Origin of the sequence: Flavobacterium sp. CAU 1735 (assembly GCF_039888695.1) — a bacterium.
Lineage (GTDB): Bacteria > Bacteroidota > Bacteroidia > Flavobacteriales > Flavobacteriaceae > Flavobacterium.
The window spans coordinates 279621-306528 of sequence record NZ_JBDQQQ010000001.1; the positions used below are offsets into that span (position 1 = coordinate 279621).

Consider the following 26908-nt stretch of genomic DNA (forward strand, 5'->3'; position numbering starts at 1 on the left):
AGCTGTTTTTTCCGATTCAATATGATCTTCATTTATGGAAAAAAAAATCACGTTATTCTTTATTCTATCCGCCTTACTTACCGGGATTTCGGCCTTATCACAAACGCCTCCTGATGGAGTAGCTGTACCGGAAATTAGTACTGTTGCCAACATTAACAAACAAGCTCTAATTGATGAGGTTCAATTAGCAAACGATGAAAGACAATCGGTAAGACCGGATTTTTTCTCCCGACGTACTTCCGAAGTAGGCTTCACCGAAGGGAAACTATCGGTTTCGCTATCCGGAGCCGCAAACTATACAATACCACTTTATTTGCCTCCTGGAATTAATGGAGTTGTACCTAAAATCGGAATCAACTATAATAGTCAGTCCGGTGTTGGAATGCTGGGATATGGGTGGAATCTTACCGGTTTATCCTCAATTTCAAGGATACCTTCTACTAAATTTCATGATGATAAGATTGAAATTATTAATTATAATCTTTCGGATAATTATGCATTAGACGGTCAGCGACTGCTACTAAAAAGTGGTGTGCATGGTAGGGATGGAGCCGTATATGAAACAGAAAATTATTCGAATACCAAGGTCACCCTCGTTGGCGGTATTGAAGGAGCGCCAGATAAAGGCCCGGATTATTTTATTGTGGAATACGCCGATGGTTCCAAAGCCTATTATGGATATATACACGGGAATACTTCAAATTCCAGATCACAAACGGATTATTCCATTACCTATTGGGAAAACCCTCAGGGATTGCGAATCAATTATTACTATACCAATTGGATTTCCAATACGACCATCCTGAATAGTATTAAGTACGGATCGGCAGGTACGGACACGCCAATAAATGAGGTTGTTTTTATCTATAAAAACAGATTGAAGCCGGAAGAATTTCATATTGCCGGACTTCAGAAAATCAATGACAAAATTATAAGTGAAATTCAGGTTAAAGGAGATGGTGTCGCCCTACGTAATTATGTTTTTGAGCATACCGTAAGCGCTCTTGGACATGAAAAACTGGTCAGTATACAGGAAAAAACAGGAGATAATACAAGAAGTTATCCTAAAATGATTTTTCAATATGTTGATAATTTAACCACTTTTCCAAAGCAAATAGAATTTGTAAAAACCATTCAAACAACTATTCCTTTCGCCGATATCAAGCGAACCATAACCGGAGATTTTGATGGTGATGGGGAAATGGAAATACTTACAGGAAATGCTGATGTCCGGAATCAATCCATCGGGATTTATAAATTAAATGAGTCGGATAAAGGGATTAATCTGCTTACTCAGACGAGTCCGGTAACGATCAGCACCGTTTTTTCCACCGTAAATTTTCTGGATAGTAATTTTAAAAAGAAGAATAGGCAAGGTTGGTGTACGGTTGAAGGAGGACATGACGCGGTAGTTAAAGTATATTCATACAATAGCAGTACTGGTGGCGCCGATTTAGAATACCAGAAAAGCTTTAGATCTATTATTTCGCAATATGGAAATAAAGATATGCATCCGTACTCCGGTGATTTTTCGCTTTCGGGCGATTTTAATGGTGATGGATTAACGGACTTGTTATTCCTTAAAAACAATGGTGACGGAACATTGGCAACCCAGTTTGTGGATTTAGACGGAAGGATAGCGTCTGGTTTGACCTATAATTCCGGGACATTGAGGATTGGAAATGTGACAGGTACTTTTGCTAATGGGATGCCGATTGTAAAAGGAAGCTTCCAATTTAAAACAGGAGATTTTGATGGTGATGGTAAAACCGATCTAATTATTTTCAGAGGAGATCCGTATAACGTCATGGATATTTATTCGTTGCGAAACAATGTTTTTGTAAAAATATACAGTTGGACGACCAATATGCCGGGATATCTGGGAAGTCCATCTACCCTGACAGGACATCCGGCAAGAGGTATCCGGATGTTCCCGATTACCATAGGTGATTATAATGGTGATGGTAAGAGTGATATATTTTTTCCGGCATTGGGGAAAGTGTTAATGGCGACAGGCGGGATGCAATTTATAGAGGAATTATTGCCCTCCTATGACGGGTCGGAAGCGTATAAAGAGCAATTTTTGGCACTAGACTTTAATAATGACGGAAAAGACGACATCTTAAAACTTTCCCCGGTATTGGTAAAGAAACCAACCAGTATCTCCTATACGATCTGGACGGATAACCAAGGTTCACATCAATGTTGCCCGGTTCAGAACTATTACAACTATTATGGACTTAAAATAGAGCATTATTCCAGAATGGGAAATGCCGGGTCAAGGTGGTCCGGTCAGTCTTTTCAGCGAATGATGAATGGTAGCGGTATTCCGTATGCCGATACGAACAGGTTTGATAGACTGTTGATGACACTTTTAACCCGAAAAAGCAAGACAGACAACGGTAAAACCGAAATCGCAATATTGGGCGGGAATGGTGTTTCGTTTTTCTCCAACAATAGCTTTTTAGATGACGAATATCTGCTTAGAAACATTCATACCAATGGTGTAAACCAATCGATTAGCTATGCCAATTTAAAACCGGGAAACGGCGTATATTTTGCGGGGAACGACATCGAAATATTTCCAAATTATACGATTAATACTGCTGAAAAATTCAAAGTCGTTTCGAAAATACAAAAAAGCGGACTCGCATATCATAAAAGTCAGGAGTACCGTTATCAGGGGGCTGTAGCCCATGCAGAGGGATTGGGATTCTTTGGGTTCCAGTCGACGTTGAAGACAAATTGGTATGATGATCCGTCCAAAATCATCTCCTATATAACGAAGTTCGATATGAATAAAAGAGGAGCCGTAATTCAGGATTTTTCGGTTCCCGGACTGGTTTCACCTGCTTTAACCTTAGCAGCTACTGATTCCTTTATCAGCAAAAGTAATACGCTATATAACAACGAAGACTTCTATGATGAAGAACCGTTATCATCCAATAAGGTATACAAACTGAGAAAAACAGGGGTTAAAAATTATAACGGACTAACCGGAGTTAACAGTGAAACGACAACAGTTTATAATGCCACCGGTAGTCCCACTAAGGTAACCACCAAGGTGAAAAACGGAGCCACTCTCGAACGGGCTACAGTGGAAGATTATACGTACGACCCGCTAACAACCAGTCCTTATATGGTAGACCGGCCAAGGAGTAAAAGTACTACCGCGACCCTTGCAGATAATGATGAGGTGAGCAGTGAAGAGCAGTATTTTTATGAAAAGAACCTGTTAAAACAGCTAAGACGAAAAGGACATAATACCGGATATGTTACCGAAGATAACGAATATGACAGCTATGGTAATCTAACCCAAAAAACAATGTCGGCTATAGGAATGGCGCCAAGAGTTAGCAAATGGGAATATGACACACCGACACATCGTTTTGTAAGCAAAAAAACGGATATTTTGGGGAATCAAACCACCTATGCCTATCAAACCGGTAGTGGTTTAATGCTAACAGAAACAATACTTAACAGTACTAACCCCATGACCACAACTTATATCTATGACAAGTGGGGAAAAACAATCAAAAAAACCGATTATCTGGGGAAGAGTGAAAAATATATTTATGTAAAAACGCGTGGCAGTGGAGTGCTTAAAACTACAGTAGGTGATGATGGCAGTAGTAGTACCAGCCAAATTGACGCTTATGGAAGGGAAGTGCGAAAAGGGACAAAAACAATCAACGGTAAATGGTCGTATGTCGATCTGAAGTACGATATTGATGACAGGCTTATCTCCGAAAGCCATCCTTATTTTAGCGATGCGAATGCTACGGTATGGAATGAAATGAAGTATGATATATATGGCAGACTAATTCAGACCGTTACATTAAAAACGGCAAGTACCCAGGGTAAAGTTGTAAAGTATACCTATTCAGGCTTAACAACAATTGAAGACGACGGTATAAAAACCAAACAGTCTGTGTACAATGCATTAGGTCAGGTTGTTTCGTTAACGGAAACACCAGGCGGGACAATTGCCTATAGCTATTATGCACACGGTAATCTGAAAGAGTCGGTTTACGAAGGAGGAAGAATTAAACTGGAGTATGATGGCTGGGGTAACAAAACAAAACTGGAAGACCCCTCTGCAGGGATTTATAGGTACCAATACAATGCATTTGCGGAACTCACCAAAGAGATAACACCAAAAGGGACTTTTTCCAGGATGAGAGATGATGTCGGTAGAGTTATTTCGGTGAAAGAAGCCGAAACAGGAACGGTTTCGCATCATACAAAATATTATTACAATAATGATAATACGTTTTACAAATCGATTCGTGAGGAAATTTTAACCGGTAATGCAACCAACGAATTATATTATGAATACGATACCTATAAAAGAGTAAAAAAAATAAGTCAGATAACCCCTTATGCGACTTTTAAGAAAGAATTTACCTACGACGCATTCGGAAGAATAGGAAAAGAAAAGTACACTGCAATTTCGCTGACCAATAATAAAACCAGTAGCAGGGCATTTATCTATTATTATTTGGCAGGGCAGCGCACTCAAATAGTTGATGAGGCTACTAACAACCCGGTTTGGTATGCCAATACAGTTGATGCAAGCGGACAGCTGACCAGTGAAAACAGCGGTTTTTGGATCACTAGAAATAGTACGTATGATCTATATGGTTTCCCGAAAGAAGTGGTAACAACTCGTATGGTTACCAATCCGAATACCGGGCCTTTTGAACCGGTTGATGTGTCCCAAGACGTATTGCGTTTAAAAACAACATTCGAAATACAAAGACAGAACTTAATCGGTAAAAGCAACAGCCTGTTTGACACCTACGAACCGTTTGAATACGACAATCAGGACCGATTGGTACAATGGAATAAAGAAACCATAACCCTTCACAGTGACGATTTTCGTTCGGGAACTGGTGAATTCGAAACACAACACGGAGCCAATGCAATAAATGAGAACGGCCAGCTAAAAGTAACCGCAACACGAGCTTATGCCGGGGTTAAGAAAGTACTTTTAACACGGGCAAAAGTTGGTGATAAATTATTCGTTAAAGTTAAAGTAGACAAAGGCAACACCCATAAAGTACGTGTTTTAATTGCCGAATACGATCCAACCAGTCGATTACGAAGCGAATCGGTTAAAGGTTACGCTCAAAACGGTTTTATTGAACTTGAGCATACCGTTTCGAACTATCCTTACATTACGTTAAACATCGAGAAGGACGGAACCGGTAACGATATCGGTACGACTACAGCTTTCTATATCGATGATCTATTGGCTGAAAAACAGCTTGTCGAAAAACAACACTATGACGATCGTGGTCGTATTACTGAAAATAATTTAGGTCAGTATAACTATACCGATGCCAATAAAGTCTATCAAAACACTTCCATAGACCTGAACATAGAGGACACTTCCTATTATCAAAACCGGGAAGGGATTTTTAACGACGGCATGGAAGAACAAAAAGGATGGTCGGATTTGGGTATCGGATGGAGCATCTTCGGCAAACCGACTTACGACGATTCCAAAGCCAAATCCGGAAAATATTCTTTAAAAATCCATAATCCAACCGATAAACCACATACCCTTCATGCGGATCGTTGGATTCCGATTGACAACCCGCATGGCGCCTCCTATACGTTTTCCGGTTGGGTATATAGCAACGGGCCCAGTTCACGAATTCTTCTATTTATGAACTCCGAAACCGAAACCGGGTATTATACTATCGTGGCCGATAAGTATACCGAAGTAACCCACCAATGGGTGTATCTGGAGCGAACCGTCTATGTTCCTTCTAACATTAAAAAACTAAACATCCGGGTCGACAATAATGGTCGTGGAAATGTCTGGTTTGACGATATCCGGATTCGTAAAACGGATAATCCGAAAACCGATTTACGACAGTTGGACGTTAAATACGGTGTCTCCCAAAAACCTACAACTATTACCGAAACCGGTGTTGAAAAAATCGATTTCAAATACAATGATACTAGCTATCGAACCGCGATGTTTTACGGTGGACTCCAAACGAATATCACGCAACGAAAGTTCCGAAAAGATTATTCCGGCGATGGTTCGATGGAAATTACTACAAACCAGCAAACAGGTGAATCTACGTTTGTATTCTTTGTGGGAGGTGATGCCTATAGTGCACCGGCAGTATTTAAAGATAACGGGACCACTTCAGAATTTCTGTATTTAGAACGGGATTATCAGGGCAGTATCGTAGCTGTTTTGAATCAGTCGGGTGCCATTGTCGAAAAACGCCTTTTTGATCCGTGGGGTGCTATTGTAAAAGTACAGGACGGACAAGGCCGCAATTTGGCCGGATTAACTGTTTTGGACAGGGGCTATACGGGACACGAGCATATTCAAAGTGTCGGGATTATTAATATGAACGGCCGTTTATATGATCCGAAATTGCACCGTTTCCTGTCGCCAGATACTTATATTCAGAATCCTTATAATACCCAAAATTATAACCGTTACGGGTATGTACTGAATAATCCGACCAAATATACCGATCCAACCGGGGAATTCTGGATGCAAGTCATAGGGTATATTGTTTCGGCCTATATACACGGAGCACAGGCAACCGGCGAGGCGAATCCGTATAAATGGGGTTCAACCGAGGCCTACAATGCGATTTTAGGCCCAACATCATCGGCAATTTCCTATGCCGCTACGGAATATGCGAACTCTTATATTGATAACTATAATAATCATCCAACCCTAAACTATTATGGGGAGGTTATTAACCAGAATGAGCATCCGTATGTACCGGTAGCTGTAATTCAGATGCCGACACAGCATCATTTTCTGGGAGTAAACATGACGGCACTTTCGGATGGTAATTTCTTTGATCGGTTGGTATATGGTTCGTTTAATACGGTTAATATCCCGGTACAATATTTGATGGGAAGAAGCGTTCAGGATGGTAGTATGCGTAACCTAAACGGAACGCCTACCGCCACAGAGGAGGGTGTTTTAGCTTTTGGTTCGTTACCTTTATGGTTTATAGGAGGTAATGCCGGCGCAACGCAAGCTGAGGCAAGTACCAAGTTGTTAGAGCAAACAGGGCAAGTTGTTAAGACGAGTACGAGCTTTGCAGAAGGTTCATTCTCTGTATTTAATTGGAAAGGATACCCTGCGGGTAGCATTAAGCCAACAGGACCGTTTAGACTATTAGAAGGTGCGGAATATACTTCTGCCCGAAATTTAGCTAACTCAACTAATGCAACTATGCGTAGGGCTAACCCTGAAATGTTTAAGGGGTTACAAATACACGAAATACACCCTGTAAAATTTGGTGGCAGCCCAACAGATCTTTCAAACAAAATTTTCTTGACACCAGAGCAACACCGTCTCTACAATACATTTTGGTTTAAACTTCAAAATTCAATTAAATAAGATGAAAAAGAATATTGAAAAAGAAATTGAACTGTTGAATAAAAATGATGCACCTGATAATGCCATTTATTCAGCATTATTAAAAAAAATAGATTTTGAGATTGATAAAGACTTTCTTGAATTTATAAAAATGTATGATGGCGCAGAAGGTAATATTGGAAACAATAATTATATCTCATTTTGGAATACGGAACAATTAATAACTCTTAATCCATATTATGAATACAATAAAGATTGTGAAGAATTATTCTTTTTTGGGACTGATGGTTCTAACTTAGGATATGCTTTTGAGAAAAAAAATGGACAGATTATTAGTATTGATTTTTTAGATATTTCTCAAATTCAACCTGATGTTATCGCTGACACATTTGAACTGTTTTTAAGCGAATTGTCAAATAACTAAGAATGGCAACAATAGATAGAAATGCAGCACCAACAAAACAAGAAATAGAAACCTTTTTAAAGGAGGTAGATTTCAATTTATCTAAAGGGTTTATGGATTTCTTTAAGGAAACAAATGGTGCGAATATTAGCACAGACAAAAAATATGTTCTTTTATGGGCACTTACTGATATGGTACAACTGAATAAGGAATATAATGTAGAAGAATATGCTCCTGAATTTTTTATTTTTGGTTCTGATGGAAGTGATACTGCTTTTGTGATAGAGAAAAGCACCGGAGATATTTACGACATGCCATTTATTGGCATGTCTAAAGAAGAGGCTGTTTTTAAAAATAAGACTTTTGCAGAGTTTATAGAGAGTTTATAAAAGTTGTCTCACCCTGAAAAGTTGACGAACTACTAATCGATTTTTTTTAGGGCGAGTGTCCTTTAATAAAAGAAGTGTTCAGGATGGTAGTATGCGTAACTTAAACGGAACGCCTACCGCTACGGAAGAGGGGGTTCTAGCTTTTGGTTCGTTACCTTTATGGTTTATAGGAGGTAATGCCGGCGCAACGCAAGCAGAGGCAGGTACCAAGTTGTTGGAGCAAACTGGGCAAGTTGCTAAGGGAGGAATACAGTTAACTAAAAAGACTTTTGGGCATACATTCACTACTCACGGAGATGATATGACAAACTTTTTGATTAACAGGGCAAAAGGTTCTGGTATGGCACAAGGTCAATTCTTGAACAATCAAAAAGCAGCTCAATTTATTTTAGACAACGTAGGTAAAACAGCAAATGGAGCTGTGAATATTCCTATTCCTAAAGGTTTTCCGGCAAGAGTTATTATGCCAGACGGAATATTTAAAGCAGCTACTCATATACGACTTGTTCCTAGCGGTGGCGGAGTTAAAACAGCTTATCCATTAATACCTTAATTTTGGCCTTATGATACTGAAAAAAGAAATAATCGAACAACTTAGCAAGGAGTTATCATTGCCTTATACAGGTATAGAACAGGATTGGGATATAGAAATGGCAGATTCCAACAGAATTGATGATTTCCTTGAATTTTATCATCAGAATGATTTGTCTACTGATAAAAAAGTAGCTGTAATATCTCTTATTCTTGCTTCTTATGAAGATTTTCTAAATGAGAATGATTTAGAAATTGATGATAGATGGAACAAAATCAAATTTATATTAGAGTCTGAAAGGCTGATTTTTAATGACTTGATAAAATATTGGTCATTGAGTAACGAAGTAGAAGAAGATAATCTTTTTCGAATAACACTTCTTATGAGGAATATAAAATAGGATGAACTTGTTTATTAAATTATTACAGTTTGTTTTTGTTGCACTCGTTACGAATGTAAAAGTAATGAGTGCAGCCATTACTTTTCCGAATATTCAGGAGAGAACAAATTCAAATTTATTTCAGACACAGATAGCAAAGACGGATGGTCCCATCGTGAAAAAAGTTGACGAACTACTAATCGATTTTTTTTAGGGCGAGTGTCCTTTAATAAAAAGAAGCGTTCAGGATGGTAGCATGCGTAACCTAAACGGAACGCCTACCGCCACAGAGGAGGGGGTTTTAGCTTTTGGTTCGTTACCTTTATGGTTCATAGGAGGTAATGCCGGCGCGACGCAAGCAGAGGCAAGTACCAAGTTGTTTGGGGAAACTGGGCAAGTTGCGAAGACAGGAACGTCTGTTTTGGGTAAGTATCCCGACTACATAAACCTTGCTTCAGAGTTAGGAGCTAAGAGGTTTAATGTTCCCGCGAGTATTTGGAATAAAATGACTCCGGTCCAGCAATGGGCAGCAAATCAAAAGTTCCTCGATAGAATGATAATGCGAGGCGATAAAATAATTTTATCTAATCCAGTATTAGATGTCAATAAAGTTTCTGGTGCATTTCGACTGGAATTAGATTATTTAATAGGAAAAGGTTATAGACTAAATAGTACTGGTACTCAACTGATAAAATAATTCGCCATGAACACAAGTATCTTAATTAAAAGCATTCTAAGCCTTCCTGAAAAGTTCCATGTTTTAGGAAATGCTTCAATCTATTCCTTGTTAAAGGAAACAGGATATTTTGAAATAAATAGTCAAATTAATGAAGCTACCATTCTTGATGAGCTTAATAAACATCCTGAGTATATCAACTACTGGCTGAATTGGTCGGATGATAAACGGACTACCTCGGGATGGTATTTCAAACAGAATGAAAATGGGAAATATGTTGTTGGGTATTTTCCTGTAAGTGAGCAATCAAGGCTAATGGAATACTCCGATTTAAAAGACGCATGTGCAGCTTTTATAAAACGAGAAATTGAAGAAATCAGAAATAGCTAATGAACTTACTATTTGAAATACAAATTATTAAACCTTAGCAACAAGAATGGGAATAAATAGATAAAGCAATAAAAAAGAAAGTGATTAGAGATTGGCAAAATGCCTTTCCTCAACTATCTTTTTATGCTCAGAATAAATTATATAAGATAGTAGGGCCGATAATCATTGGTTTAGAGTTGATTAAATCGCCCTTTACAGATGCCTTCAGTCCGTATTTTGTAATATACCCACTTTGGAAAGAAGATATAAAATGTAGTCTTGATTATCCCATCCTTTTAAAGGATTTCAAAAATAAAAAAGACATTCAATATGATATACCTTATGAAAAACACAGTATATTTTTTGATGATGTGTTGGAAAGTATAAATAGGTATAGTCCATTGTCATTTGAGGGAAATATTTCTTCAAAAAAAATAATGGCTGTATTGGATGAATATTCCAAAGCGCAACCATTGAGTGCTGCTCCTAACTCATACTTACAGGCAGCCCTTCAGGCAGCAAAATTTAAAATTGCGTTATTCATTGGAGTTGTAGAAGCCCAAAGCGTATTGGAACAAATTAACAAAAGAAAGTGGGATTTGAACCACTTTAAAGCATGTGGTGTAGATTTTAATGAATGGCTTCAAAATTTGGAGACAATGATATCCAATAGGAATGATTTTTTGAAACAGATAGAGGCAAATAAGCAGGGTAAGAAGATAGCAAAGTTACAGAGCTCGGAACTTGTTGGGTAAAATAGGAATTGACTACTAGCGTAGTTACAGTAAGTAAGGCAGGGCATAGGGAGGACGCTGTTGAGTACACGAAAACACCACGGAGGAGGGTGTTTTAGCTTTTGGTTCGTTACCGCTATGGTTTATAGGAGGTAATGCCGGCGCGACATAAGCAGAGGCAGGTACCAAATTGTTAGAGCAAACAGGGCAAGTTGCTAAGGAGGTACCTACAATTGTGGGTGAAGGAATGAAGCGAGTTAGCATGGAAGCTACTAAGCATTTTGGCTCCGTTATTCTAAACAACATGCCAAAATTTACAGGATCATCACATCAAGTAACAAGTCAAATGATGACATATAACCGCCAATGGTTATTGCAACAAATGAGAAGCGGAAGACCAATTATAGATATTGGATTAGATCCTACCAGCGGAGCACCAAGTATCTTTTATCAAATGGAGCAAAACATGATGAAGAATTATTTAAAACTTCATCCAAATGCATTTCAAATAATAAAACCATAAACCCAATGATTGACGGAACAAAATATATAGAAGTAGTAAAAATGTTTTTTTCTTTTCTGATAACTGAATTTGGATTTAGACTATCAAAAGAAACAGAGAACGGGAATGCTTTTTATGATGTAGAATACAGAGATGTAAGGAGTGTCGTTTCTATATCTTATGAAAATATCGAAGATTATTTGCAAGTGATAGTCTTTAAGTTGAAAAATGGAAAACTTCCCGATTATGATGACATGACACATATACTGCATTTGAATGAACTGAATAAAAGAGTTCTTTCCGAAATTGATAAAAATGAAATAGAAAAAAATAATGAAGTATTTGATAAATTTGAAGGGAATGACGTGTTAGAACGGAAACTATTAAAATCGGCTAAGGAGCTGAGATTGGCTTTAAAGCATTGGGATAAAGTTTAGGCGTGCTGTACGGAAGGTTGCTAAGATGGGAATACAGTTAACTAAAAAGCCTTTTAGGCATACAGTCTCGTTCTGAAAAAATTAACGAACTAAAAGTCGCCTTATTTAAGGGCAAGTATTTTTTAACAGGGAAGAAGCGTTCAGGATGGTAGCATGCGTAACCTAAATGGAACGCCTACCGCCACAGAGGAGGATGCTTTAGCTTTTGGTTCGTTACCGCTATGGTTTATAGGAGGTAATGCCGGCGCAACGCAAGCAGAGGCAAGTACTAAGATTGTCTCCTCCTAAAAAAGTGACGAACTACTAGTCGATCTATTTTAGAAGGAGTATGATTTAATTCCAATTATTCTTTTGCATGATTTCAGTTAAATACTGCAATTTGTCTTCCCATAAATCGTCCGATTGCATTTGTTCCCGGAATTGCAAGATACTACTTCTGGCATTAACAACCGCATCCCGGTACCAAGGGAATTCTTCGGCTGTGGCGAGTAATTTGACGACACCTTTTAGACTTTCTCCGCTTCGGATATACCAAAAAGCATGCTGACTTCTAAAATACGGACAGTAGTAAAACTCTTCCGCAACGCTATTCCAGATGGTTTCATCAGCCTCCGGAACCGACAGTATGGCGACAGCATAAACCGATGAGTTGATAATATCATTTTTAAAATCGACCAATTGTAGCACATTTATCTCATCACTTTTCCATTCGTTTCGCAAACTGTTTTCTAAAAGTTGCTGATAGATTTGATGCGCCTCCTCATGTTGGCCGGTTAAGTGAAAGGAATCCGCTAAAGCAATTTTTGCTTTTTTGTTGTCTCTATCCTGTTCCAGAGCCTTTTGTGCCAGTGCAATACTTTCTTCGAAGTTTAACAATATAAAATGACACTTCGCTAAGGATGCCAATATTTCAGGATCGCTATAATCTGCTTCGTTTAAATTGGCCGCGACAAATTGCAATGCTTTTTCGGGATAACGGTCAATCACAAAGCGTTCGATTACCTGCGCTTTCGGGATCCGGTGAAAATAAATCGAATCGAGTGCTGCAAAAATAACACCGCGTTTATCCCATGCCGATTGTATTCCTTTCCATTGGTTATAAGCACCTTCAAAAGCATGGGAAGGAGGAATTACATTCCCTTTTTGATCTTTGAATTCATATTCGACATCGCCATCCGTAACGCCTATATAGCGTTTTAAAGCGTCTTCAAAGTCGATAGTGAAGGCTTTGTCTTCTACAATAGGAGTGCTTTTGCCAAATAATCCTTTAAAAAATGACATGTAATTGTTATTTTAGTTGATCAAATAATAATTTTTTATAGCGATAGCTAAAAAGTATTGCTAAAGACAAATATATTGAAACTAATAATCTGTTTTACTGTTGGATATGATTTTACAAAATTTAAGTATTTTCTTATAAAAATTAAAATATTGTTTGTTTTGTAACAATGTGAATTGGAGTAAAAGATATTTCCTTCCTTGTTTTTCATTCAAAAAAAGAGGATGTGATGGAAGCCGACAGTAATATTACAATACTATCAGTACGATTTAGAGTGAGAAAATAGCTTCGATCTGTGTTCCTTTTCCAATACTGGATTTGATATTTAACTCGCCTTTTAGTGCCGTTATACGTTCGGTCATGTTTTTTATACCGATTCCTTTTTTGGCAACTTTTAGGTCAAAACCAGCACCATCATCACTTACGATTAGTTGTAGTTTACCGGTTTCGGTAAGTGTAATGGTTACAAACGCATTTTTGGCATTCGCATATTTGTTGATGTTCAGGATGCCTTCCTGTACGATACGGTAGATGTTGATCTTGGTTGTATTTGGAACCGTATTCCAGTCGATGTTTTCGTCAATTTCATAGTGGAAATCCGTGGTGTTAATATTTTCCTGATTCTTGATCAGAAAACTTAGCAGTTCGGTAAAATTGCGCTCTTCAAAATAGGAGTTTTTGGTTAGGTCGTGCGAAATTGTACGGATTTCCTTTTCAATATTCTGAAGTTCCAGAATGTATTCTTTTCGTTTTTCCGTTGCCTTTTCATCGGCTTTATTATTAAAAAATCCAAGGTTCATCCGAACACCATAGATCTTATTCATAATATTATCGTGCAATTCCATGGCAATCCGGGTCTTTTCCTCTTCTTTGGCGGTATTGACTTTTTCCTGTTGTTCTACAAGCAGGTGGTAGATTTCTTCGTTGGCTTCCTGTTGTTGTTGGATTAGCTGAAGTTCTTTGTTTTTGGCTTTTAAATGGCGAATAATTCCTAAAGCGGTTACCACAAAAATAAAAAAGGCCGCACCAAGTAATATATACAGATTTCGTTTGGTTAAAACTTCGTTTTCTTCTTCCAATCGTTCCGTTTCGTAGGCAATACGGGCATACTTGTTACGGGTTGCACGTTCCTTTTTCTGTAAACTGTCGCTCACGGCAATATATTCATCGGAATACTGCTGACTTCTACTGGTGTCAATTTTGGACAGGAGTTTTAAACAACGCAATAGTTCGTAATAACTTTTGGTGTCATTAGCAAGCTGGTAACTTTCTTTAAGCGTTACGATCGACTGCAAAGTGTCTTTTTGGATGAGGTAAAATTCGCCCAACTGTACCTTGCTATACGCAACACCGGCCTGATTTCCCAGGCTGTCACGAAGATGAATCGATTCGTAAAACATCTCTTTCAGATCTTTAAAATCACCGGCTTTCATTTTGGAATACGCAAGATTACTAAGTGTCGCGGCATAATATTCCGGGAAAAGTTTACGAAGGTCTTTAATCGCGATAATCTTCTGGAATTGTTTGATCGCTTTTTGATGCTCTCCGATTTTATCGTACATATAACCGATATTGTTCAGTGTTGGGATATAATATCCAAGAATCACTTTTGGATCGGTTTCTTTAAGTTTGAGTTTGTCGTATTCCTTTAAAGCCAGTTCGTGGTATTTCAGGGCGCCATTAAAATCGTTTAATCCCTGAAGGGAATTGGCAAGAATGTTATAAGCACTATAAGTAAGCTTATAATTCCCGGATTTGTTGAGCAATTGTAACGATTTGCTGGCCTCGATTTCACTTTCGATGTAGTTGCCCTCACTGTAAAGGATACCGCCTTTATACAATAGCATACGACCAACGTTTTCGGTGTCTTTTATGCGACGGTATATTTTTTCGGCCTGAAGATAGTAATAGAAGGCACTATCTTTTTTTATCGGTTCATAGCAATCGCCAATATAATAAAGTGCTTTTGCAGTGGCAACGCTATCTTTGGCATCATTAGCCAGGTTAAAGGCTTCTTCACTGATGATTCTGGAGGTGTGAAAATCATTGAGACGATAAAATTCATCTGCCAACTGAAAATGAAAATTCCGTGTGATGGAATCGTTTTTGCGAAGCGAAATTTCGTGAAAAATCGAATCCAGTACTGCTTTCTTTTTCGATAGGGATTTCTGATTGTTGTTCGCGTCTTTAAACAGCGCATTTATTTTTTTATCCGAAACAGCAATGTCACTTTTTTTGTTCATCTCACAGGAGAACATCAGAAAACAAAGGATCAGACAAAATATAAATTTCGATGTCGGGGCGTTCAAAATCGTTGCGAATTAGGGATTGTTCAAAAATAATATAAAAAACCTAGGCAATATAAGTTAATATCGCAACTTATATTGCCTAGGCCGAAAAAATGTTTCGTTTTGTATTATCTTTTTGGAGGGTTAAGTGTACCACCTCCGTTATCGTCAAGATTAGGACTAATAGGCTCTGTATTCGAGTTTGGAGTATAGCTCGGAAGCATACTTGTAGAATCGGCAGCAGTACCACGCATCATATCGTCATTAGTATTGAATTTTCGGGCACTGGTTTCTTGTGTTACATCATACTCATCCGTTGAACATGAAAATGTTAATCCGCCAACAATGATAAGTGTCAAAATAAAAAGAGCTTTTTTCATAAAAAAATATTTTAATGTTAAGAAATGGGGTCGCTACAACATTTTTGTGGTGTAGTGGTATTTGATTTGTTTTTTTGCTGAAAGTTGGGATTACTTACCAGTATTACTAAAGATGTCATGTGTCCATGTTCCCTCATCTTAGTAATTGTTTAAAGCTTTAAATTGTTCCGTCATTATTACAGTTACAAAATTAGATAAGGAACAAGCTGTTTTGGTAATCATTAATCGTGTATTTAGTGGTTGTAAGGCGTTTGTTAGTGGATGCATCATTTTTACGTGTAAACAATAGGTTTTTGCTAAGATGAAATTCGCCTTATAATGGTATCGATGTTATCTTTATACGATTTGGAGAAAGGTATGGAAATTTCATTATTATTTAAATAACATTTCAATTTTCCCAAATGTATACGGGAAACATAATTAATATTTACTATCGAACTGTTGTGTACCCTTAGAAAGTAGAAAGGAAGTAAACTTTCAAAATGTTTTAGCGTTTTGTAGGCACTCACTTTCTGACCGGAGCTAAGGTAAATATCGGTGGTATTATTGTCGGCTTTTAAATGCGTAATGTCTTTTAAATGGACAAATTGATAATCACCGTACGATTTTACACAAATAGTTTCTGGTTCTTTAACCGGATTTTTTTTCTGAAAGCGAAGCAGGCATTTTCGTAACTCGCTCTGGCTTAAAGGTTTTAAAAGGTAATCCGAAACCCCTTTTTTAATGGCTTCAAATGCATGACTTTCATCAGAAGTAAGTACCACAAAATAGGGTAATTCTTCCAGAAATTCGTTTAGTTCGGATAAAATAGCGAACGACAAATCCGAATCCGGTTTTTTAGAAGCAATTTCAATGAACACCAGTTTTGGTTTTAATTCCAATATCCGGTTAATGGCTTCTTCTTTAGTCTTAATCACACCAAGGCAAAGAAAGTCTTCAAAATCTTCAAAAACTTCCAAAATGTTCTTGGCTACCTTCTCATCGTCATCGATTAGCAAAAACGGATAATGCACAACTTTAATTTTAGTGCAAGCTATTGCTTTCATCTGAAATTGTTTTACGGATATTCCGTACTTTTTCGTTAGATTTGTAATAGAAAAAAATTGTATGGCCAAAGAAATAAATATTCTGTTAGTAGATGATCATCCAATGACGTTAGATGGTTATATCAACCTGCTTTCCGAATTTAATACCGAAGAACTGACGCTTAATTTTACAACGGCTCATAATTGTACAGCAGCCTATACGACTATTATGAACTTTTCCCGGTTAAAAAAGGATATCGACTTTGCTTACCTGGATATTAGTTTGCCGCCTTATAAAGAAATGAACATCGAATCCGGAGTGGATTTGGCACTGTTGATTCGCGAGAAATTTCCAAAGTGTAAAATTGCGCTGTTAACGATGCACAACGAACCGGTACTGATCGATAAGATTATGAACAAGGTAAATCCGGAGGCTTTTATTTCGAAATGTGACGTCAACTTTGAAATGTTTCCAAACGTATTCGAAAAAATCTACGGAGGCGAAACCTTTGCCAGTCATACGATTTCCAATGCCTTGAAAGAGCTAATGATGAAAAACATCAAATGGGATTCGATCGATAGTCAGATCCTGTTGTTGATTTCTCAAGGTGTAAAAACGGCCGATCTTCCAAACTATATTCCGTTGTCGATGAGTGCACTGGAAAAACGTAAAGCCAATATCAAAAGTCAGTTGCTGCGTTCCAAAGGCGGCGACAAGGAGTTGATCGAAGAAGCCAAAAAGATCGGACTGATTTAAACGGTTAAAAGATTCCGGACAATAAATAAAAGTAAAGCTAGTTTTTACTACTTTAGTACAGAAATAAGTAAAGTATGATTAAAGTTGGCCTGCTATATCTCTTATTAATCCTTCCCGTTGGTCTTTGGGCACAAACCGAAGAAACGGTCAAAAAAGAAGAAGAAAAGAAAGTTGTCGTAGTAGACTCGCTATACCGGGAAGACCAGTTTTATATCAGTATTGCTTATAATTTAGTGCGAAACAGTCCGCGTGGCTTTTCGCAAAACTCTTTTTCACTGGGACTTAGTGCCGGTATTCTCCGCGATATTCCACTAAACGATAAACGTACTTTTGCCATAGCGCCGGGTATTGGTTATTCATTTAACAGTCTTCGTCAAAACATGAAAATTGAAGAAATAGACGGTATTGCCAATTACTCCATCAGTTCCGATTTCGAAAAAAATAAACTGGAAATGCATTATCTGGACATTCCGATAGAAGTGCGTTGGCGTACATCGACACCGGAAAGTCATAAATTCTGGAGGATCTATTCCGGATTTAAGTTTAGTTACCTGCTCTATAGTAAATCGGTGTATACCGGAAGTACCGAAAAAATCAAAGTATTTAATAATTCCGATCTGAATAAAATCCAATACGGACCTTATGTTGGAATTGGATATAATACGTTTAATGCTTACGCGTATTATGGATTAAACCCATTGTTTAAATCGGGTGAGATCGATGGTGAAAGAATTAAAATGAATGTTTTTAGCTTTCTGGTGATTTTCTACATTCTATAACCAGAAATACCACAATCCGATTTGCGGTAAAGCGCCAACCAGTATTCCGATGACAATCTCTTTCATCGAATGGGCGTTCATATACAAACGGGACGACGCGACAATTCCGATACTGCATATTGAAAAAGCAATCAGGTTTACAAACCGGATATGGTAATGCATCGAAATCCCAATGATAAAAAGAGTTATGCCAACAATGCCAACCATATGCAAACTGGCTTTAAAATGGAAGAGTAGTAGGACTAAAGCGATAACTGAACTGATCAAAGCGCCCAAAAAGAAAAAATACAACTCCGGTATCGGAAGCATGGTGAGCGAATGTTCGATCAGTACCAGAAAAAACATAGCCTGGAAAGCCAGAGGTAAGCGCCGTTCTTTTTTCTCCGATAACATAATCCCCGAGCGAATTAATCCGAGTGATTTTAATAGAAAATAAGTCGACACCGGTAAAAATAACGTCAGAATAACCACCTGAAACAGGATCAGGTAGATTTCATGCGGATAAAAATAATTCCGGGTAACAAAAAAATAAAACAACGCGGCATAAACCGAAATAAACAGCGGATGTAACAAATAAGAAAATAACGGGAAAATCTTTTTGAAATCCATGGTGTCGCTTGGTTTTATGACGGGCAATTATATTTTTTTTCGCATACGCGCTACCGGAATATCCAGTTGTTCGCGGTATTTGGCAATCGTTCTTCGGGCAATCGGATAGCCTTTTTCTTTTAATATTTCCGCCAGTTTATCGTCTGGAAGTGGCTTACTTTTGTCTTCCTCTTCGATTACATTCTGCAAAATCTTTTTGATTTCGATGGTCGAAACATCTTCACCCTGATCGTTTTTCATTGCTTCCGAAAAGAATTCCTTGATCAGTTTTGTGCCGTAAGGTGTTTCAACATATTTACTGTTGGCCACACGGGAAACGGTCGAAATATCCAAACCAACCATATCAGCGATGTCTTTTAAGATCATCGGTTTTAGCTTGGTTTCATCACCATCAAGAAAATATTCCTGTTGGTAATGCATGATCGCGTTCATCGTCACAAATAAGGTTTCGTTACGCTGTTTGATGGCGTCGATAAACCATTTGGCCGAATCCAGTTTTTGTTTGATAAACTGCACGGCATCTTTTTGGGAATTCGATTTTTCACGCGATTCCTTATAGGTTTGCAGCATTTCCTGATAATCTTTGGAAACGTGTAATTCCGGTGCATTTCTTCCGTTTAGGGAAAGTTCCAGTTCACCGTCGATTAGGCGGATCGAAAAATCCGGAACCACATGTTCTACGGTACGGGAATTCGTATCGAACGAACCACCCGGTTTCGGGTTTAGTTTTTCAATTTCGTCGATCGCCTTGCGGAGTTGTTCCTGCGAGATATCGTATTTCTGAAGTAATTTGTCGTAATGTTTTTTGGTAAACGCATCAAACTGGTTTTCGAGTATGTCGATCGCAAGTTCGATGGCTTCGGTTGGCGTTTTATGGCGAAGTTGTAATAACAAACATTCCTGTAGATCGCGTGCGCCAACGCCCGACGGTTCCAATTCGTGGATAATATTTAGAATGCGCTCCACATTTTGCTCGTCGGTATAAATTCCCTGCGTAAAAGCCATATCGTCTACGATATCCTGAATATCACGTCGGATATATCCCATGTCATCAATACTTCCGACTAAAAACTCGGCAATTTCGCGTTCGCTGTCGGAAAGAATAAACGTATTTAACTGGTTGATTAAATCCTGATGAAAACTCACCGGTGCGGCAAACGGAAGACTGCGATCTTCATCGTCGTCGCTATAATTATTGGCTTGTAATTTATAATCGGGCGTTTCATCGTTACTCAAATACTCGTCGATATTGATCTCGTCGGCATCAATGCGTTCGTTGTCATAATCGTCGTATTCGTCATAGCTATCATCTTCATAATCATCATGCTCCAAAGTATCCTCTTTTCCGGTTTCCAAAGCCGGATTTTCCACAAGTTCTTCCTTAAGACGTTGTTCAAAAGCCTGTGTAGGCAATTGAATCAACTTCATCAGTTGGATTTGCTGAGGCGATAGCTTTTGCGATAATTTGAGCTGTAAATGTTGTTTAAGCATTTTTGTATTGTGTATTCGGTTTTGGGTTAATCCAGAGCTGTGGGATACAGCTATAATAAAGTAACCTTTGCCAAATTATTATTTTCAAAAATAAAAAAAATTCGGCAAAGGTTAGTATAAGTTTAGCAGGTACTGCGATGTGAAACCGAAATTAACACATTTTCAGTGTGACCTGACTGATAAACGATTCCAGAATTAGAATTCAGCGTTTTGCGGAGTTCTTGGGAATGGAATTACATCACGGATATTTGACATTCCGGTTACGAACAATACCAGTCTTTCGAAACCAAGTCCGAAACCACTGTGAACGGCCGTTCCGAAGCGACGGGTATCCAGATACCACCACAATTCTTTTTCATCGATTCCAAGGTCGGCGATCTTTTGTAATAAGACATCCAGACGCTCTTCCCGTTGTGATCCACCTACGATTTCTCCGATTCCAGGGAATAGGATGTCCATAGCGCGAACCGTTTTTCCATCTTCGTTCAAACGCATATAGAATGCTTTGATTTTTGCTGGGTAATCAAATAAAATTACCGGACATTTAAAGTGTTTCTCTACAAGGTAACGCTCGTGCTCACTTTGTAAATCGGCACCCCATTCGTCGATGATATAGTTGAATTTTTTGTTTTTATTTGGTTTGGAGCTTTTTAGGATATCAATAGCTTCCGTATAGCTTACGCGTTTGAAGTTATTGTCCATTACAAAGCTTAATTTTTCCAATAACGGCATTTCGCTTCTTTCGGCCTGTGGTTTTGATTTCTCCTCATCCAGTAAACGTTGCTCTAAGAATTTCAGATCATCACCACATTTGTCCACCGTGTATTTGATCACATATTTGATAAAATCTTCGGCCAGATCCATGTTATCCGCCAGGTTGTTAAACGCTACTTCCGGTTCGATCATCCAGAACTCGGCCAAATGGCGCGAAGTATTCGAATTTTCAGCTCTGAAAGTTGGTCCGAAAGTATAGATCTGACCTAAAGCCATCGCATAGGTTTCTCCTTCCAGCTGACCGGATACGGTTAAATTGGTTTCCTTTCCGAAGAAATCTTCTTTAAAGTTAACCTGACCTTCTTCCGTTCTTGGTGTACCGTCAAAAGGCAATGCGGTAACGCGGAACATTTCTCCGGCACCTTCAGCATCCGATCCGGTGATGATAGGCGTATTTACATAGAAAAATCCTTTTTCCTGAAAATATTGGTGTACGGCAAATGATAAAGTCGAACGTACGCGCATAATCGCTCCGAAAGCATTGGTTCGGATTCGTAAATGAGCATTTTCACGTAAAAACTCCAACGAGTGTTTTTTCGGTTGCATCGGATATTTTTCCGGATCGGAATCGCCTAAGATTTCCAGTTTGGTTACCTGGATTTCCACCGTTTGTCCCGCACCCTGGCTTTCTACCAATGTACCGGTAACACTCACGGCTGCACCGGTAGTGATTCGTTTTAGGATGTCATCCGGAGTATTTTCAAAATCAACAACACACTGAATATTATTTATCGTAGAACCGTCATTCAACGCGATAAACTGATTATTTCTAAATGTTCTAACCCAACCTTTTGCTTTTACTTCATGCAATGTCTTCGTACCGTTTAGCAGGTCCTTAACTTTAGTGTGCTTCATTGTAATGATTTTTATATTGATTTTAAGTGAAAAAAAAATTTGCAATGCCCGCAAAGGTAATAAAAAGCCTGTCAAAAAGATAGCTTCTTATTTTAATTTAAAATGAAAATAGGTTTGCAAATCCGTTCTAATAAAAAATCCGCTGTTGAGCGGATCTTTTACTTATACTTTCATGATTTCGGCTTCTTTTGCAACCAAAGCCTCGTCAATCTTTTTAATGTAAATGTCCGTTAATTTCTGAACGTCTTCTTCGGCACTTTTACAGATATCCTCGGACGTTCCGTCTTTTTCTAATTTTTTGATATCGGTATTCGCTTCTTTACGGGAATTTCGGATACTGATTTTGGCATCTTCCGCTTCTGCTTTTGCTTGTTTTACCAGGTCGCGACGACGCTCTTCGGTTAGTGCAGGAACGCTGATGATGATATTGTCACCATTATTCATCGGATTAAAACCAAGATTGGCAATCATAATCGCTTTTTCGATAGGCTGTAACATGTTTTTCTCCCATGGCGTAACGGTAATCGTACGCGCATCCGGTGTATTTACATTGGCAACCTGCGAAAGTGGCGTCTGAGATCCGTAATAATCTACAAAAACACCACCTAACATCTGAGGTGTTGCTTTTCCGGCACGGATGTTCAGAAATGCTTTTTCAAGGTGATCCATAGAACCGTTCATGGATTCTTTTGTACTATCTAAAATAAAATTAATTTCTTCGGTCATGATACTAATTTTTATAATTCAAAATTAAATATTTACTGTTGTTCCAACAGTTTCTCCTTCACAAACTTTTAATAAATTACCTTCTTTGTTCATGTCGAAAACAATAATTGGCAATTCGTTTTCCTGACTTAACGTGAAAGCGGTAGTGTCCATTACATTCAATCCTTTTTTCAATACATCGTCAAAAGAAATATAATCGAATTTCACGGCATTGGCATCTTTTTCCGGATCGGCAGTATATACACCGTCTACGCGGGTACCTTTCAGGATTACATCGGCATTAATTTCCACACCTCTTAAAACAGCTGCGGTATCGGTTGTAAAATACGGGTTACCGGTTCCGGCACCGAAGATTACGATTCGTCCTTTTTCAAGATGACGTACCGCTCTTCTTTTGATATACGGTTCGGCAATAGCCTCAATTTTCAAAGCAGTTTGTAAACGGGTTTGCATTCCGGCTTCTTCCAAAGCGCCTTGTAGCGCCATTCCGTTGATAACGGTCGCCAGCATTCCCATATAATCCCCCTGAACTCTATCCATTCCGTTACTGGCTCCGGCTACACCTCTGAAAATATTTCCACCTCCAATAACAACAGCGATTTCAACACCTTTGTCATGGATTTGTTTGATTTCAGCAGCATATTCGGCTAACCTTTTCGGATCAATACCATATTGGCGTTCTCCCATTAAAGCTTCACCACTTAGTTTCAAAAGAATTCTTTTGTATTTCATTGCAAGTTTTGTTTAGTGGTGCAAATATAGTTATTATCTGTTTTTTTAAAACGAAGTCCGTAAATATTTCTTAAACAAGCCGGGAGCGCCCAAAGAATAAGGATTGGATTTATAATTTCAATTCGAGATAGGATTTCTTTGCGGCCTCATATCCGATATTAAAAATCGCTTCCATCCGGATTTTGTTGGTTTCGAAAGTGCTAAAAATGGATAATTCTTCCGGTTCGATTACCCAGTCACAGTTGTTAAATTTCTGCATATTCGAATTGGCTGAAAGCAGATCGAAAGCACGGGTAGTCACCGCTTTTATAGACGAGAGGTCTTTGGCTTCGATTTTCTGAATCGGACTCACATAGACACCAATCAGTGTATCGCAGCGACCTTGCAGTACATCGGTTGGGAAATGATTTAAAATACCACCGTCACTATAAATATTGCCTTTAATTTCATAGGGTGACATTACGCCCGGGAAAGAGGAGGAAGCAAGAATGGCATCGACAATCTTGGTGTCGGGGCTAAAAATTTTTAGTTTCCCTTTTACCATATCGGTAGCCGTAATATGGGTTTGTATTTTCAGATCGCCTAAAGTAGCGTCTTCAAAAATGGAACTGAAATACTTTTTAAAGGATTCCGAATCGATCAACCCGGCTTTTTTTAACGTAAAGTGTTTCCAGTGGAAAAAATAAATCGACTTAAAAAATTCCAAAATCTCTTCGGGTGATTTCCCCCAGGCATATAAGGTTCCGATAATCGAACCGGCACTGGTTCCGGCAATATGGATTGGCCGTATGTTTTTTTCTTCTAAAAATTTTATCGCTCCGGCATGCGCCAGTCCTTTGGTTCCGCCACCGGAAAGGATCAGTCCGATTGACTTCGTTTGTAAATCCATCTTTATTGTAAAAAGATAAAGTTACACTTTTTGTCCATTGGATTGTTACTTTTGTTACTTTTTAATGCGGGCATTTGCGCTAACTTTGCACCGCATACTAAACAAAGTGAAATGGAAATGTATATTGAAGAAAGTCTGAAAAGAAGTCATTCGTATCAGGAATATAGAGACTTGGTGACGAAATTGCTAAAAGAAGGAAAATCGACCGGAGCGGAACAATCGGATGATTTATTGCATTATAGTGAATTAAATGAAGTCCGAATGAACCGTTTGGAGAAAACAATACCGGTTCCGAATGTTATTGGTGAAGGATTGAAAAACATCGAAAAAAAATACATTTGGTTGGTGCTTACGGAAGGTTGGTGCGGTGATGCGGCTCAGATTGTACCGGTATTGCATAAAATGGAATTGCAGGCACCCAATATTGAAATGAAATTGGTATTCCGGGATGAAAATGAGGAATTGATGCAAAAATTCCTGACCAACGGAGGAAAAGCCATTCCGAAACTAATCGTTCTGGATGCGGAAACAAAGGAGGTAAAAGCCGATTGGGGACCACGTCCGCACGGAGCGAAACAGTTGATACTGGATTATAAAGCACAACACGGTGTAATCGACGAAACAGCGAAAACCGATTTGCAAAAATGGTATTTAAAAGACAAAGGGTTGTCGACCCAAAAAGAATTGCTTGATCTGATGCAAGGATTATAATAACGAAAAAGGTACTCAATTGAGTACCTTTTTTATTTTGGTGTAACCGAATCTTCGAAATCGGTGACTATCATAGCGCCTTCAACGGAATAATCTCCGATTTTAGTGCGTCGTAATGCAGTTAAGTGCGCTCCGGATTGTAACGCGATTCCATAATCATACGCCAATGAACGGATATAGGTTCCTTTGCTGCAAACCACCCGGAAATCCACTTCGGGAAGTGCAATACGGGTAATTTCAAACTCATGGATAACCGTTTTTCGGGCAGCGATTTCAACTTCTTCGCCTTTACGGGCATGTTCGTACAAGCGTTTTCCATCCTTTTTTATGGCAGAAAAGACCGGTGGTTTCTGGTCGATTTCTCCTAAAAATTGAGGAATGGTTTTATATAGTAATTCCTCGGTGATATGGTCGGTTGGGAAAGTAGCATCGATTTCGGTTTCCAGATCGTATGACGGCGTTGTGGCGCCAATATGAAAGGTTCCGGTGTATTCTTTGATCATTCCCTGTAATTCCGGAATGCGTTTGGTGAATTTACCGGTACATACGATTAGTAATCCCGTGGCCAACGGATCGAGCGTTCCGGCATGGCCAACCTTGATTTTTTTTAAACCCAGGTGTTTTTTTAACGACCATTTAATTTTGTTTACGGCCTGAAAAGACGACCATTGTAACGGTTTATCAATTAGAAGAACTTGGCCTTCCTGATATTGTTCTGCGGTTAAGGGATCCATTATTTAGCGGAATAAAAATAGAGTAACAAACCAATTCCAACTACAATCCGGTACCAACCCCAAAATTTAAAACCGTATTTGGTAAGCACATTAATAAACGTTTTTACAGCAACTAAAGCGACGATAAAAGCCACAACATTTCCGATGATAAAAAAAGTAATGTGATCCTGATCTTGTAAAATCATTTCATAACCTTTCATTTCGGTGGCGGTTCCTTTTCCCCATGTTTTTACAAAAATGGAATAAACCGTCACAGCCAACATGGTTGGAACAGCCAGAAAGAACGAAAACTCAGCGGCAGCTTTTCGGCTTAAACCCTGTGCCATTCCTCCGATTATCGAAGCAGCCGAACGCGAAGTTCCGGGCATCATCGCCAGACATTGCCAAAAGCCTATTGCAATACCATTCTTGATTGTAATATCTTTTTCGTCTAATACCGTTGGGTTTTTAAACCATTTGTCGGCAAATAATAAAACGACTCCACCGATAACCAAAACAGACGATATGGCAATCTGATTTCCTAAAACGGCTTCAATTTTATCGTCGAAAAAGTATCCCAAAACCAAGGCCGGGATTACGGCAAACGCCAGTTTAAAGTAAAAAGTAAGATTGGTGAAATCGAAAAACTTTTTCCAGTATAACACTACAATAGAAAGAATAGCGCCAAACTGAATGGAAACCTGGAACATTTTTAGGAATTCCGATTCTTCCATACCCATTAAAGCGGCCGTAAAGCCCATATGTGCGGTAGAAGATATCGGTAAATATTCGGTTAGTCCTTCGACTATGGCAATGATAAGTGCTTGTAATAAATCCATTAATCGTTCAGGCTATTGTCCTTTTTTGGGTTTTTTAAAATGGCGTAAATGGTAATTCCAAAACCGATTAGTACAACGGTTGGCGCCAGTTTGATACGTCTGAAATCAAAAATATCGGTACTGAATACATTCGGATCGTTACTGCCACCGCCGGACATTAGTATAAAGCCTAGGGCGATTACGGCCAGTCCGATAAAAAGGATTTTATAGTTGCTGCTTTCAAAAAGAAAGTCATGTTTGTGCTTGTTTTCGTTTTCCATCATGGTAT

At 38.5% G+C, this 26908-nt stretch carries 27 protein-coding genes; 14 read left to right on the top strand and 13 right to left on the bottom strand.

What is annotated here, in order from left to right; genetic code table 11:
- The first annotated feature begins 34 nt into the window (after positions 1-34).
- The 11 genes from AAFN64_RS01450 to AAFN64_RS01500 all read left to right on the top strand — a co-directional run bounded on the left by AAFN64_RS01450 (position 35) and on the right by AAFN64_RS01500 (position 12081).
- Positions 35-7393, top strand: coding sequence for an RHS repeat-associated core domain-containing protein (locus AAFN64_RS01450; protein ID WP_347759054.1), 7359 nt, complete (start codon positions 35-37; stop codon positions 7391-7393).
- 1 nt (position 7394) lies between these two features.
- Positions 7395-7796 (top strand): SMI1/KNR4 family protein, encoded by a 402-nt coding sequence (locus AAFN64_RS01455; protein WP_347759055.1) that lies wholly within the window; start codon positions 7395-7397, stop codon positions 7794-7796.
- 2 nt (positions 7797-7798) lie between these two features.
- The gene (locus AAFN64_RS01460; protein WP_347759056.1) at positions 7799-8164 is read left to right on the top strand and encodes an SMI1/KNR4 family protein; all 366 of its coding nucleotides are present in this window, start codon (positions 7799-7801) and stop codon (positions 8162-8164) included.
- Positions 8165-8255: 91 nt separating this feature from the next.
- Positions 8256-8717, top strand: coding sequence for a hypothetical protein (locus tag AAFN64_RS01465; RefSeq protein WP_347759057.1), 462 nt, complete (start codon positions 8256-8258; stop codon positions 8715-8717).
- Between the two features lie 10 nt (positions 8718-8727).
- Positions 8728-9096, top strand: coding sequence for a hypothetical protein (locus AAFN64_RS01470; RefSeq protein WP_347759058.1), 369 nt, complete (start codon positions 8728-8730; stop codon positions 9094-9096).
- Positions 9097-9331: 235 nt separating this feature from the next.
- Positions 9332-9772: a hypothetical protein gene (locus AAFN64_RS01475; protein WP_347759059.1), complete on the top strand. Its 441-nt coding sequence runs from the start codon at positions 9332-9334 to the stop codon at positions 9770-9772.
- 6 nt (positions 9773-9778) lie between these two features.
- Positions 9779-10141 carry a hypothetical protein gene (locus AAFN64_RS01480; RefSeq protein WP_347759060.1) on the top strand — a complete coding sequence of 121 codons (363 nt, stop codon included), beginning with the start codon at positions 9779-9781 and terminating at the stop codon, positions 10139-10141.
- Positions 10142-10221: 80 nt separating this feature from the next.
- Entirely contained in the window at positions 10222-10875 is a 654-nt protein-coding gene (locus tag AAFN64_RS01485; RefSeq protein WP_347759061.1) for a hypothetical protein, read from the top strand.
- Positions 10876-11116: 241 nt separating this feature from the next.
- Positions 11117-11377, top strand: a complete 261-nt coding sequence (locus tag AAFN64_RS01490) for a hypothetical protein (RefSeq protein WP_347759062.1) — start codon at positions 11117-11119, stop codon at positions 11375-11377.
- Positions 11378-11382: 5 nt separating this feature from the next.
- A complete protein-coding gene (locus tag AAFN64_RS01495) occupies positions 11383-11793 on the top strand; it encodes a hypothetical protein (RefSeq protein ID WP_347759063.1) in 411 nt (136 codons plus the stop codon).
- A 153-nt stretch (positions 11794-11946) separates the two neighbouring features.
- Positions 11947-12081 carry a hypothetical protein gene (locus tag AAFN64_RS01500; protein ID WP_347759064.1) on the top strand — a complete coding sequence of 45 codons (135 nt, stop codon included), beginning with the start codon at positions 11947-11949 and terminating at the stop codon, positions 12079-12081.
- Positions 12082-12126: 45 nt separating this feature from the next.
- Here AAFN64_RS01500 and AAFN64_RS01505 read toward each other — a convergent pair whose 3' ends face one another.
- The 4 genes from AAFN64_RS01505 to AAFN64_RS01520 all read right to left on the bottom strand — a co-directional run bounded on the left by AAFN64_RS01505 (position 12127) and on the right by AAFN64_RS01520 (position 16786).
- Positions 12127-13074, bottom strand: coding sequence for a tetratricopeptide repeat protein (locus AAFN64_RS01505; RefSeq protein WP_347759065.1), 948 nt, complete (start codon positions 13072-13074; stop codon positions 12127-12129).
- A 267-nt stretch (positions 13075-13341) separates the two neighbouring features.
- Entirely contained in the window at positions 13342-15315 is a 1974-nt protein-coding gene (locus AAFN64_RS01510) for a tetratricopeptide repeat-containing sensor histidine kinase (RefSeq protein WP_300491075.1), read from the bottom strand.
- Between the two features lie 173 nt (positions 15316-15488).
- Positions 15489-15740 carry a hypothetical protein gene (locus tag AAFN64_RS01515; protein WP_300491072.1) on the bottom strand — a complete coding sequence of 84 codons (252 nt, stop codon included), beginning with the start codon at positions 15738-15740 and terminating at the stop codon, positions 15489-15491.
- Positions 15741-16036: 296 nt separating this feature from the next.
- Positions 16037-16786 carry a LytTR family transcriptional regulator DNA-binding domain-containing protein gene (locus AAFN64_RS01520; protein ID WP_347759066.1) on the bottom strand — a complete coding sequence of 250 codons (750 nt, stop codon included), beginning with the start codon at positions 16784-16786 and terminating at the stop codon, positions 16037-16039.
- A gap of 61 nt (positions 16787-16847) precedes the next feature.
- Here AAFN64_RS01520 and AAFN64_RS01525 point away from each other — a divergent pair, with 61 nt between their 5' ends.
- Complete coding sequence (locus AAFN64_RS01525; RefSeq protein WP_300491066.1) at positions 16848-17522, top strand: response regulator; 675 nt, start codon at positions 16848-16850, stop codon at positions 17520-17522.
- 74 nt (positions 17523-17596) lie between these two features.
- A complete protein-coding gene (locus AAFN64_RS01530) occupies positions 17597-18301 on the top strand; it encodes a porin family protein (protein ID WP_300491063.1) in 705 nt (234 codons plus the stop codon).
- On the opposite strand, the gene AAFN64_RS01535 is transcribed toward AAFN64_RS01530, so the two are convergent.
- The 6 genes from AAFN64_RS01535 to AAFN64_RS01560 all read right to left on the bottom strand — a co-directional run bounded on the left by AAFN64_RS01535 (position 18296) and on the right by AAFN64_RS01560 (position 24377).
- Positions 18296-18910, bottom strand: a complete 615-nt coding sequence (locus AAFN64_RS01535) for a hypothetical protein (protein ID WP_300491060.1) — start codon at positions 18908-18910, stop codon at positions 18296-18298. The two genes, AAFN64_RS01530 and AAFN64_RS01535, sit on opposite strands and share 6 nt — an antisense overlap.
- Positions 18911-18937: 27 nt before the next feature.
- Positions 18938-20401: an RNA polymerase factor sigma-54 gene (gene rpoN, locus AAFN64_RS01540; RefSeq protein WP_300491058.1), complete on the bottom strand. Its 1464-nt coding sequence runs from the start codon at positions 20399-20401 to the stop codon at positions 18938-18940.
- A gap of 195 nt (positions 20402-20596) precedes the next feature.
- Positions 20597-22030, bottom strand: coding sequence for an asparagine--tRNA ligase (gene asnS, locus AAFN64_RS01545; protein WP_300491056.1), 1434 nt, complete (start codon positions 22028-22030; stop codon positions 20597-20599).
- A 162-nt stretch (positions 22031-22192) separates the two neighbouring features.
- Entirely contained in the window at positions 22193-22756 is a 564-nt protein-coding gene (gene frr / locus AAFN64_RS01550; RefSeq protein WP_300491053.1) for a ribosome recycling factor, read from the bottom strand.
- Between the two features lie 24 nt (positions 22757-22780).
- Positions 22781-23488 carry a UMP kinase gene (gene pyrH, locus AAFN64_RS01555; RefSeq protein ID WP_300491050.1) on the bottom strand — a complete coding sequence of 236 codons (708 nt, stop codon included), beginning with the start codon at positions 23486-23488 and terminating at the stop codon, positions 22781-22783.
- A 109-nt stretch (positions 23489-23597) separates the two neighbouring features.
- Positions 23598-24377, bottom strand: a complete 780-nt coding sequence (locus AAFN64_RS01560; RefSeq protein WP_300491047.1) for a patatin-like phospholipase family protein — start codon at positions 24375-24377, stop codon at positions 23598-23600.
- Between the two features lie 111 nt (positions 24378-24488).
- Here AAFN64_RS01560 and AAFN64_RS01565 point away from each other — a divergent pair, with 111 nt between their 5' ends.
- Positions 24489-25088 (top strand): thioredoxin family protein, encoded by a 600-nt coding sequence (locus tag AAFN64_RS01565; RefSeq protein ID WP_347759067.1) that lies wholly within the window; start codon positions 24489-24491, stop codon positions 25086-25088.
- A gap of 32 nt (positions 25089-25120) precedes the next feature.
- On the opposite strand, the gene truB is transcribed toward AAFN64_RS01565, so the two are convergent.
- Genes truB through AAFN64_RS01580 form a run of 3 tightly spaced genes read right to left on the bottom strand, consistent with a single transcriptional unit; the run spans position 25121 to position 26900 of the window.
- Entirely contained in the window at positions 25121-25822 is a 702-nt protein-coding gene (truB, locus tag AAFN64_RS01570; protein WP_300491042.1) for a tRNA pseudouridine(55) synthase TruB, read from the bottom strand.
- A complete protein-coding gene (locus AAFN64_RS01575) occupies positions 25822-26640 on the bottom strand; it encodes an undecaprenyl-diphosphate phosphatase (RefSeq protein WP_300491039.1) in 819 nt (272 codons plus the stop codon). The genes truB and AAFN64_RS01575 overlap by 1 nt, the downstream gene beginning before the upstream one ends.
- Entirely contained in the window at positions 26640-26900 is a 261-nt protein-coding gene (locus AAFN64_RS01580; RefSeq protein WP_300491036.1) for a DUF3098 domain-containing protein, read from the bottom strand. Before AAFN64_RS01580 ends, AAFN64_RS01575 begins: the two co-directional genes overlap by 1 nt.
- Positions 26901-26908: the final 8 nt, after the last annotated feature.

Coding starts and splice junctions, on each gene's coding strand:
- AAFN64_RS01560 (WP_300491047.1), bottom strand. CDS start 24,377: ATGGATTTACAAACGAAGTCAATCGGACTGATCCTTTCCGGTGGCGGA.
- AAFN64_RS01510 (WP_300491075.1), bottom strand. CDS start 15,315: ATGAACAAAAAAAGTGACATTGCTGTTTCGGATAAAAAAATAAATGCG.
- truB (WP_300491042.1), bottom strand. CDS start 25,822: ATGGATCCCTTAACCGCAGAACAATATCAGGAAGGCCAAGTTCTTCTA.
- asnS (WP_300491056.1), bottom strand. CDS start 22,030: ATGAAGCACACTAAAGTTAAGGACCTGCTAAACGGTACGAAGACATTG.
- AAFN64_RS01565 (WP_347759067.1), top strand. CDS start 24,489: ATGGAAATGTATATTGAAGAAAGTCTGAAAAGAAGTCATTCGTATCAG.
- frr (WP_300491053.1), bottom strand. CDS start 22,756: ATGACCGAAGAAATTAATTTTATTTTAGATAGTACAAAAGAATCCATG.
- AAFN64_RS01505 (WP_347759065.1), bottom strand. CDS start 13,074: ATGTCATTTTTTAAAGGATTATTTGGCAAAAGCACTCCTATTGTAGAA.
- AAFN64_RS01515 (WP_300491072.1), bottom strand. CDS start 15,740: ATGAAAAAAGCTCTTTTTATTTTGACACTTATCATTGTTGGCGGATTA.
- AAFN64_RS01455 (WP_347759055.1), top strand. CDS start 7,395: ATGAAAAAGAATATTGAAAAAGAAATTGAACTGTTGAATAAAAATGAT.
- AAFN64_RS01520 (WP_347759066.1), bottom strand. CDS start 16,786: ATGAAAGCAATAGCTTGCACTAAAATTAAAGTTGTGCATTATCCGTTT.
- AAFN64_RS01580 (WP_300491036.1), bottom strand. CDS start 26,900: ATGGAAAACGAAAACAAGCACAAACATGACTTTCTTTTTGAAAGCAGC.
- AAFN64_RS01525 (WP_300491066.1), top strand. CDS start 16,848: ATGGCCAAAGAAATAAATATTCTGTTAGTAGATGATCATCCAATGACG.
- AAFN64_RS01480 (WP_347759060.1), top strand. CDS start 9,779: ATGAACACAAGTATCTTAATTAAAAGCATTCTAAGCCTTCCTGAAAAG.
- AAFN64_RS01530 (WP_300491063.1), top strand. CDS start 17,597: ATGATTAAAGTTGGCCTGCTATATCTCTTATTAATCCTTCCCGTTGGT.
- pyrH (WP_300491050.1), bottom strand. CDS start 23,488: ATGAAATACAAAAGAATTCTTTTGAAACTAAGTGGTGAAGCTTTAATG.
- AAFN64_RS01495 (WP_347759063.1), top strand. CDS start 11,383: ATGATTGACGGAACAAAATATATAGAAGTAGTAAAAATGTTTTTTTCT.
- rpoN (WP_300491058.1), bottom strand. CDS start 20,401: ATGCTTAAACAACATTTACAGCTCAAATTATCGCAAAAGCTATCGCCT.
- AAFN64_RS01500 (WP_347759064.1), top strand. CDS start 11,947: ATGCGTAACCTAAATGGAACGCCTACCGCCACAGAGGAGGATGCTTTA.
- AAFN64_RS01575 (WP_300491039.1), bottom strand. CDS start 26,640: ATGGATTTATTACAAGCACTTATCATTGCCATAGTCGAAGGACTAACC.
- AAFN64_RS01450 (WP_347759054.1), top strand. CDS start 35: ATGGAAAAAAAAATCACGTTATTCTTTATTCTATCCGCCTTACTTACC.
- AAFN64_RS01490 (WP_347759062.1), top strand. CDS start 11,117: ATGGAAGCTACTAAGCATTTTGGCTCCGTTATTCTAAACAACATGCCA.
- AAFN64_RS01475 (WP_347759059.1), top strand. CDS start 9,332: ATGCGTAACCTAAACGGAACGCCTACCGCCACAGAGGAGGGGGTTTTA.
- AAFN64_RS01470 (WP_347759058.1), top strand. CDS start 8,728: ATGATACTGAAAAAAGAAATAATCGAACAACTTAGCAAGGAGTTATCA.
- AAFN64_RS01535 (WP_300491060.1), bottom strand. CDS start 18,910: ATGGATTTCAAAAAGATTTTCCCGTTATTTTCTTATTTGTTACATCCG.
- AAFN64_RS01465 (WP_347759057.1), top strand. CDS start 8,256: ATGCGTAACTTAAACGGAACGCCTACCGCTACGGAAGAGGGGGTTCTA.
- AAFN64_RS01460 (WP_347759056.1), top strand. CDS start 7,799: ATGGCAACAATAGATAGAAATGCAGCACCAACAAAACAAGAAATAGAA.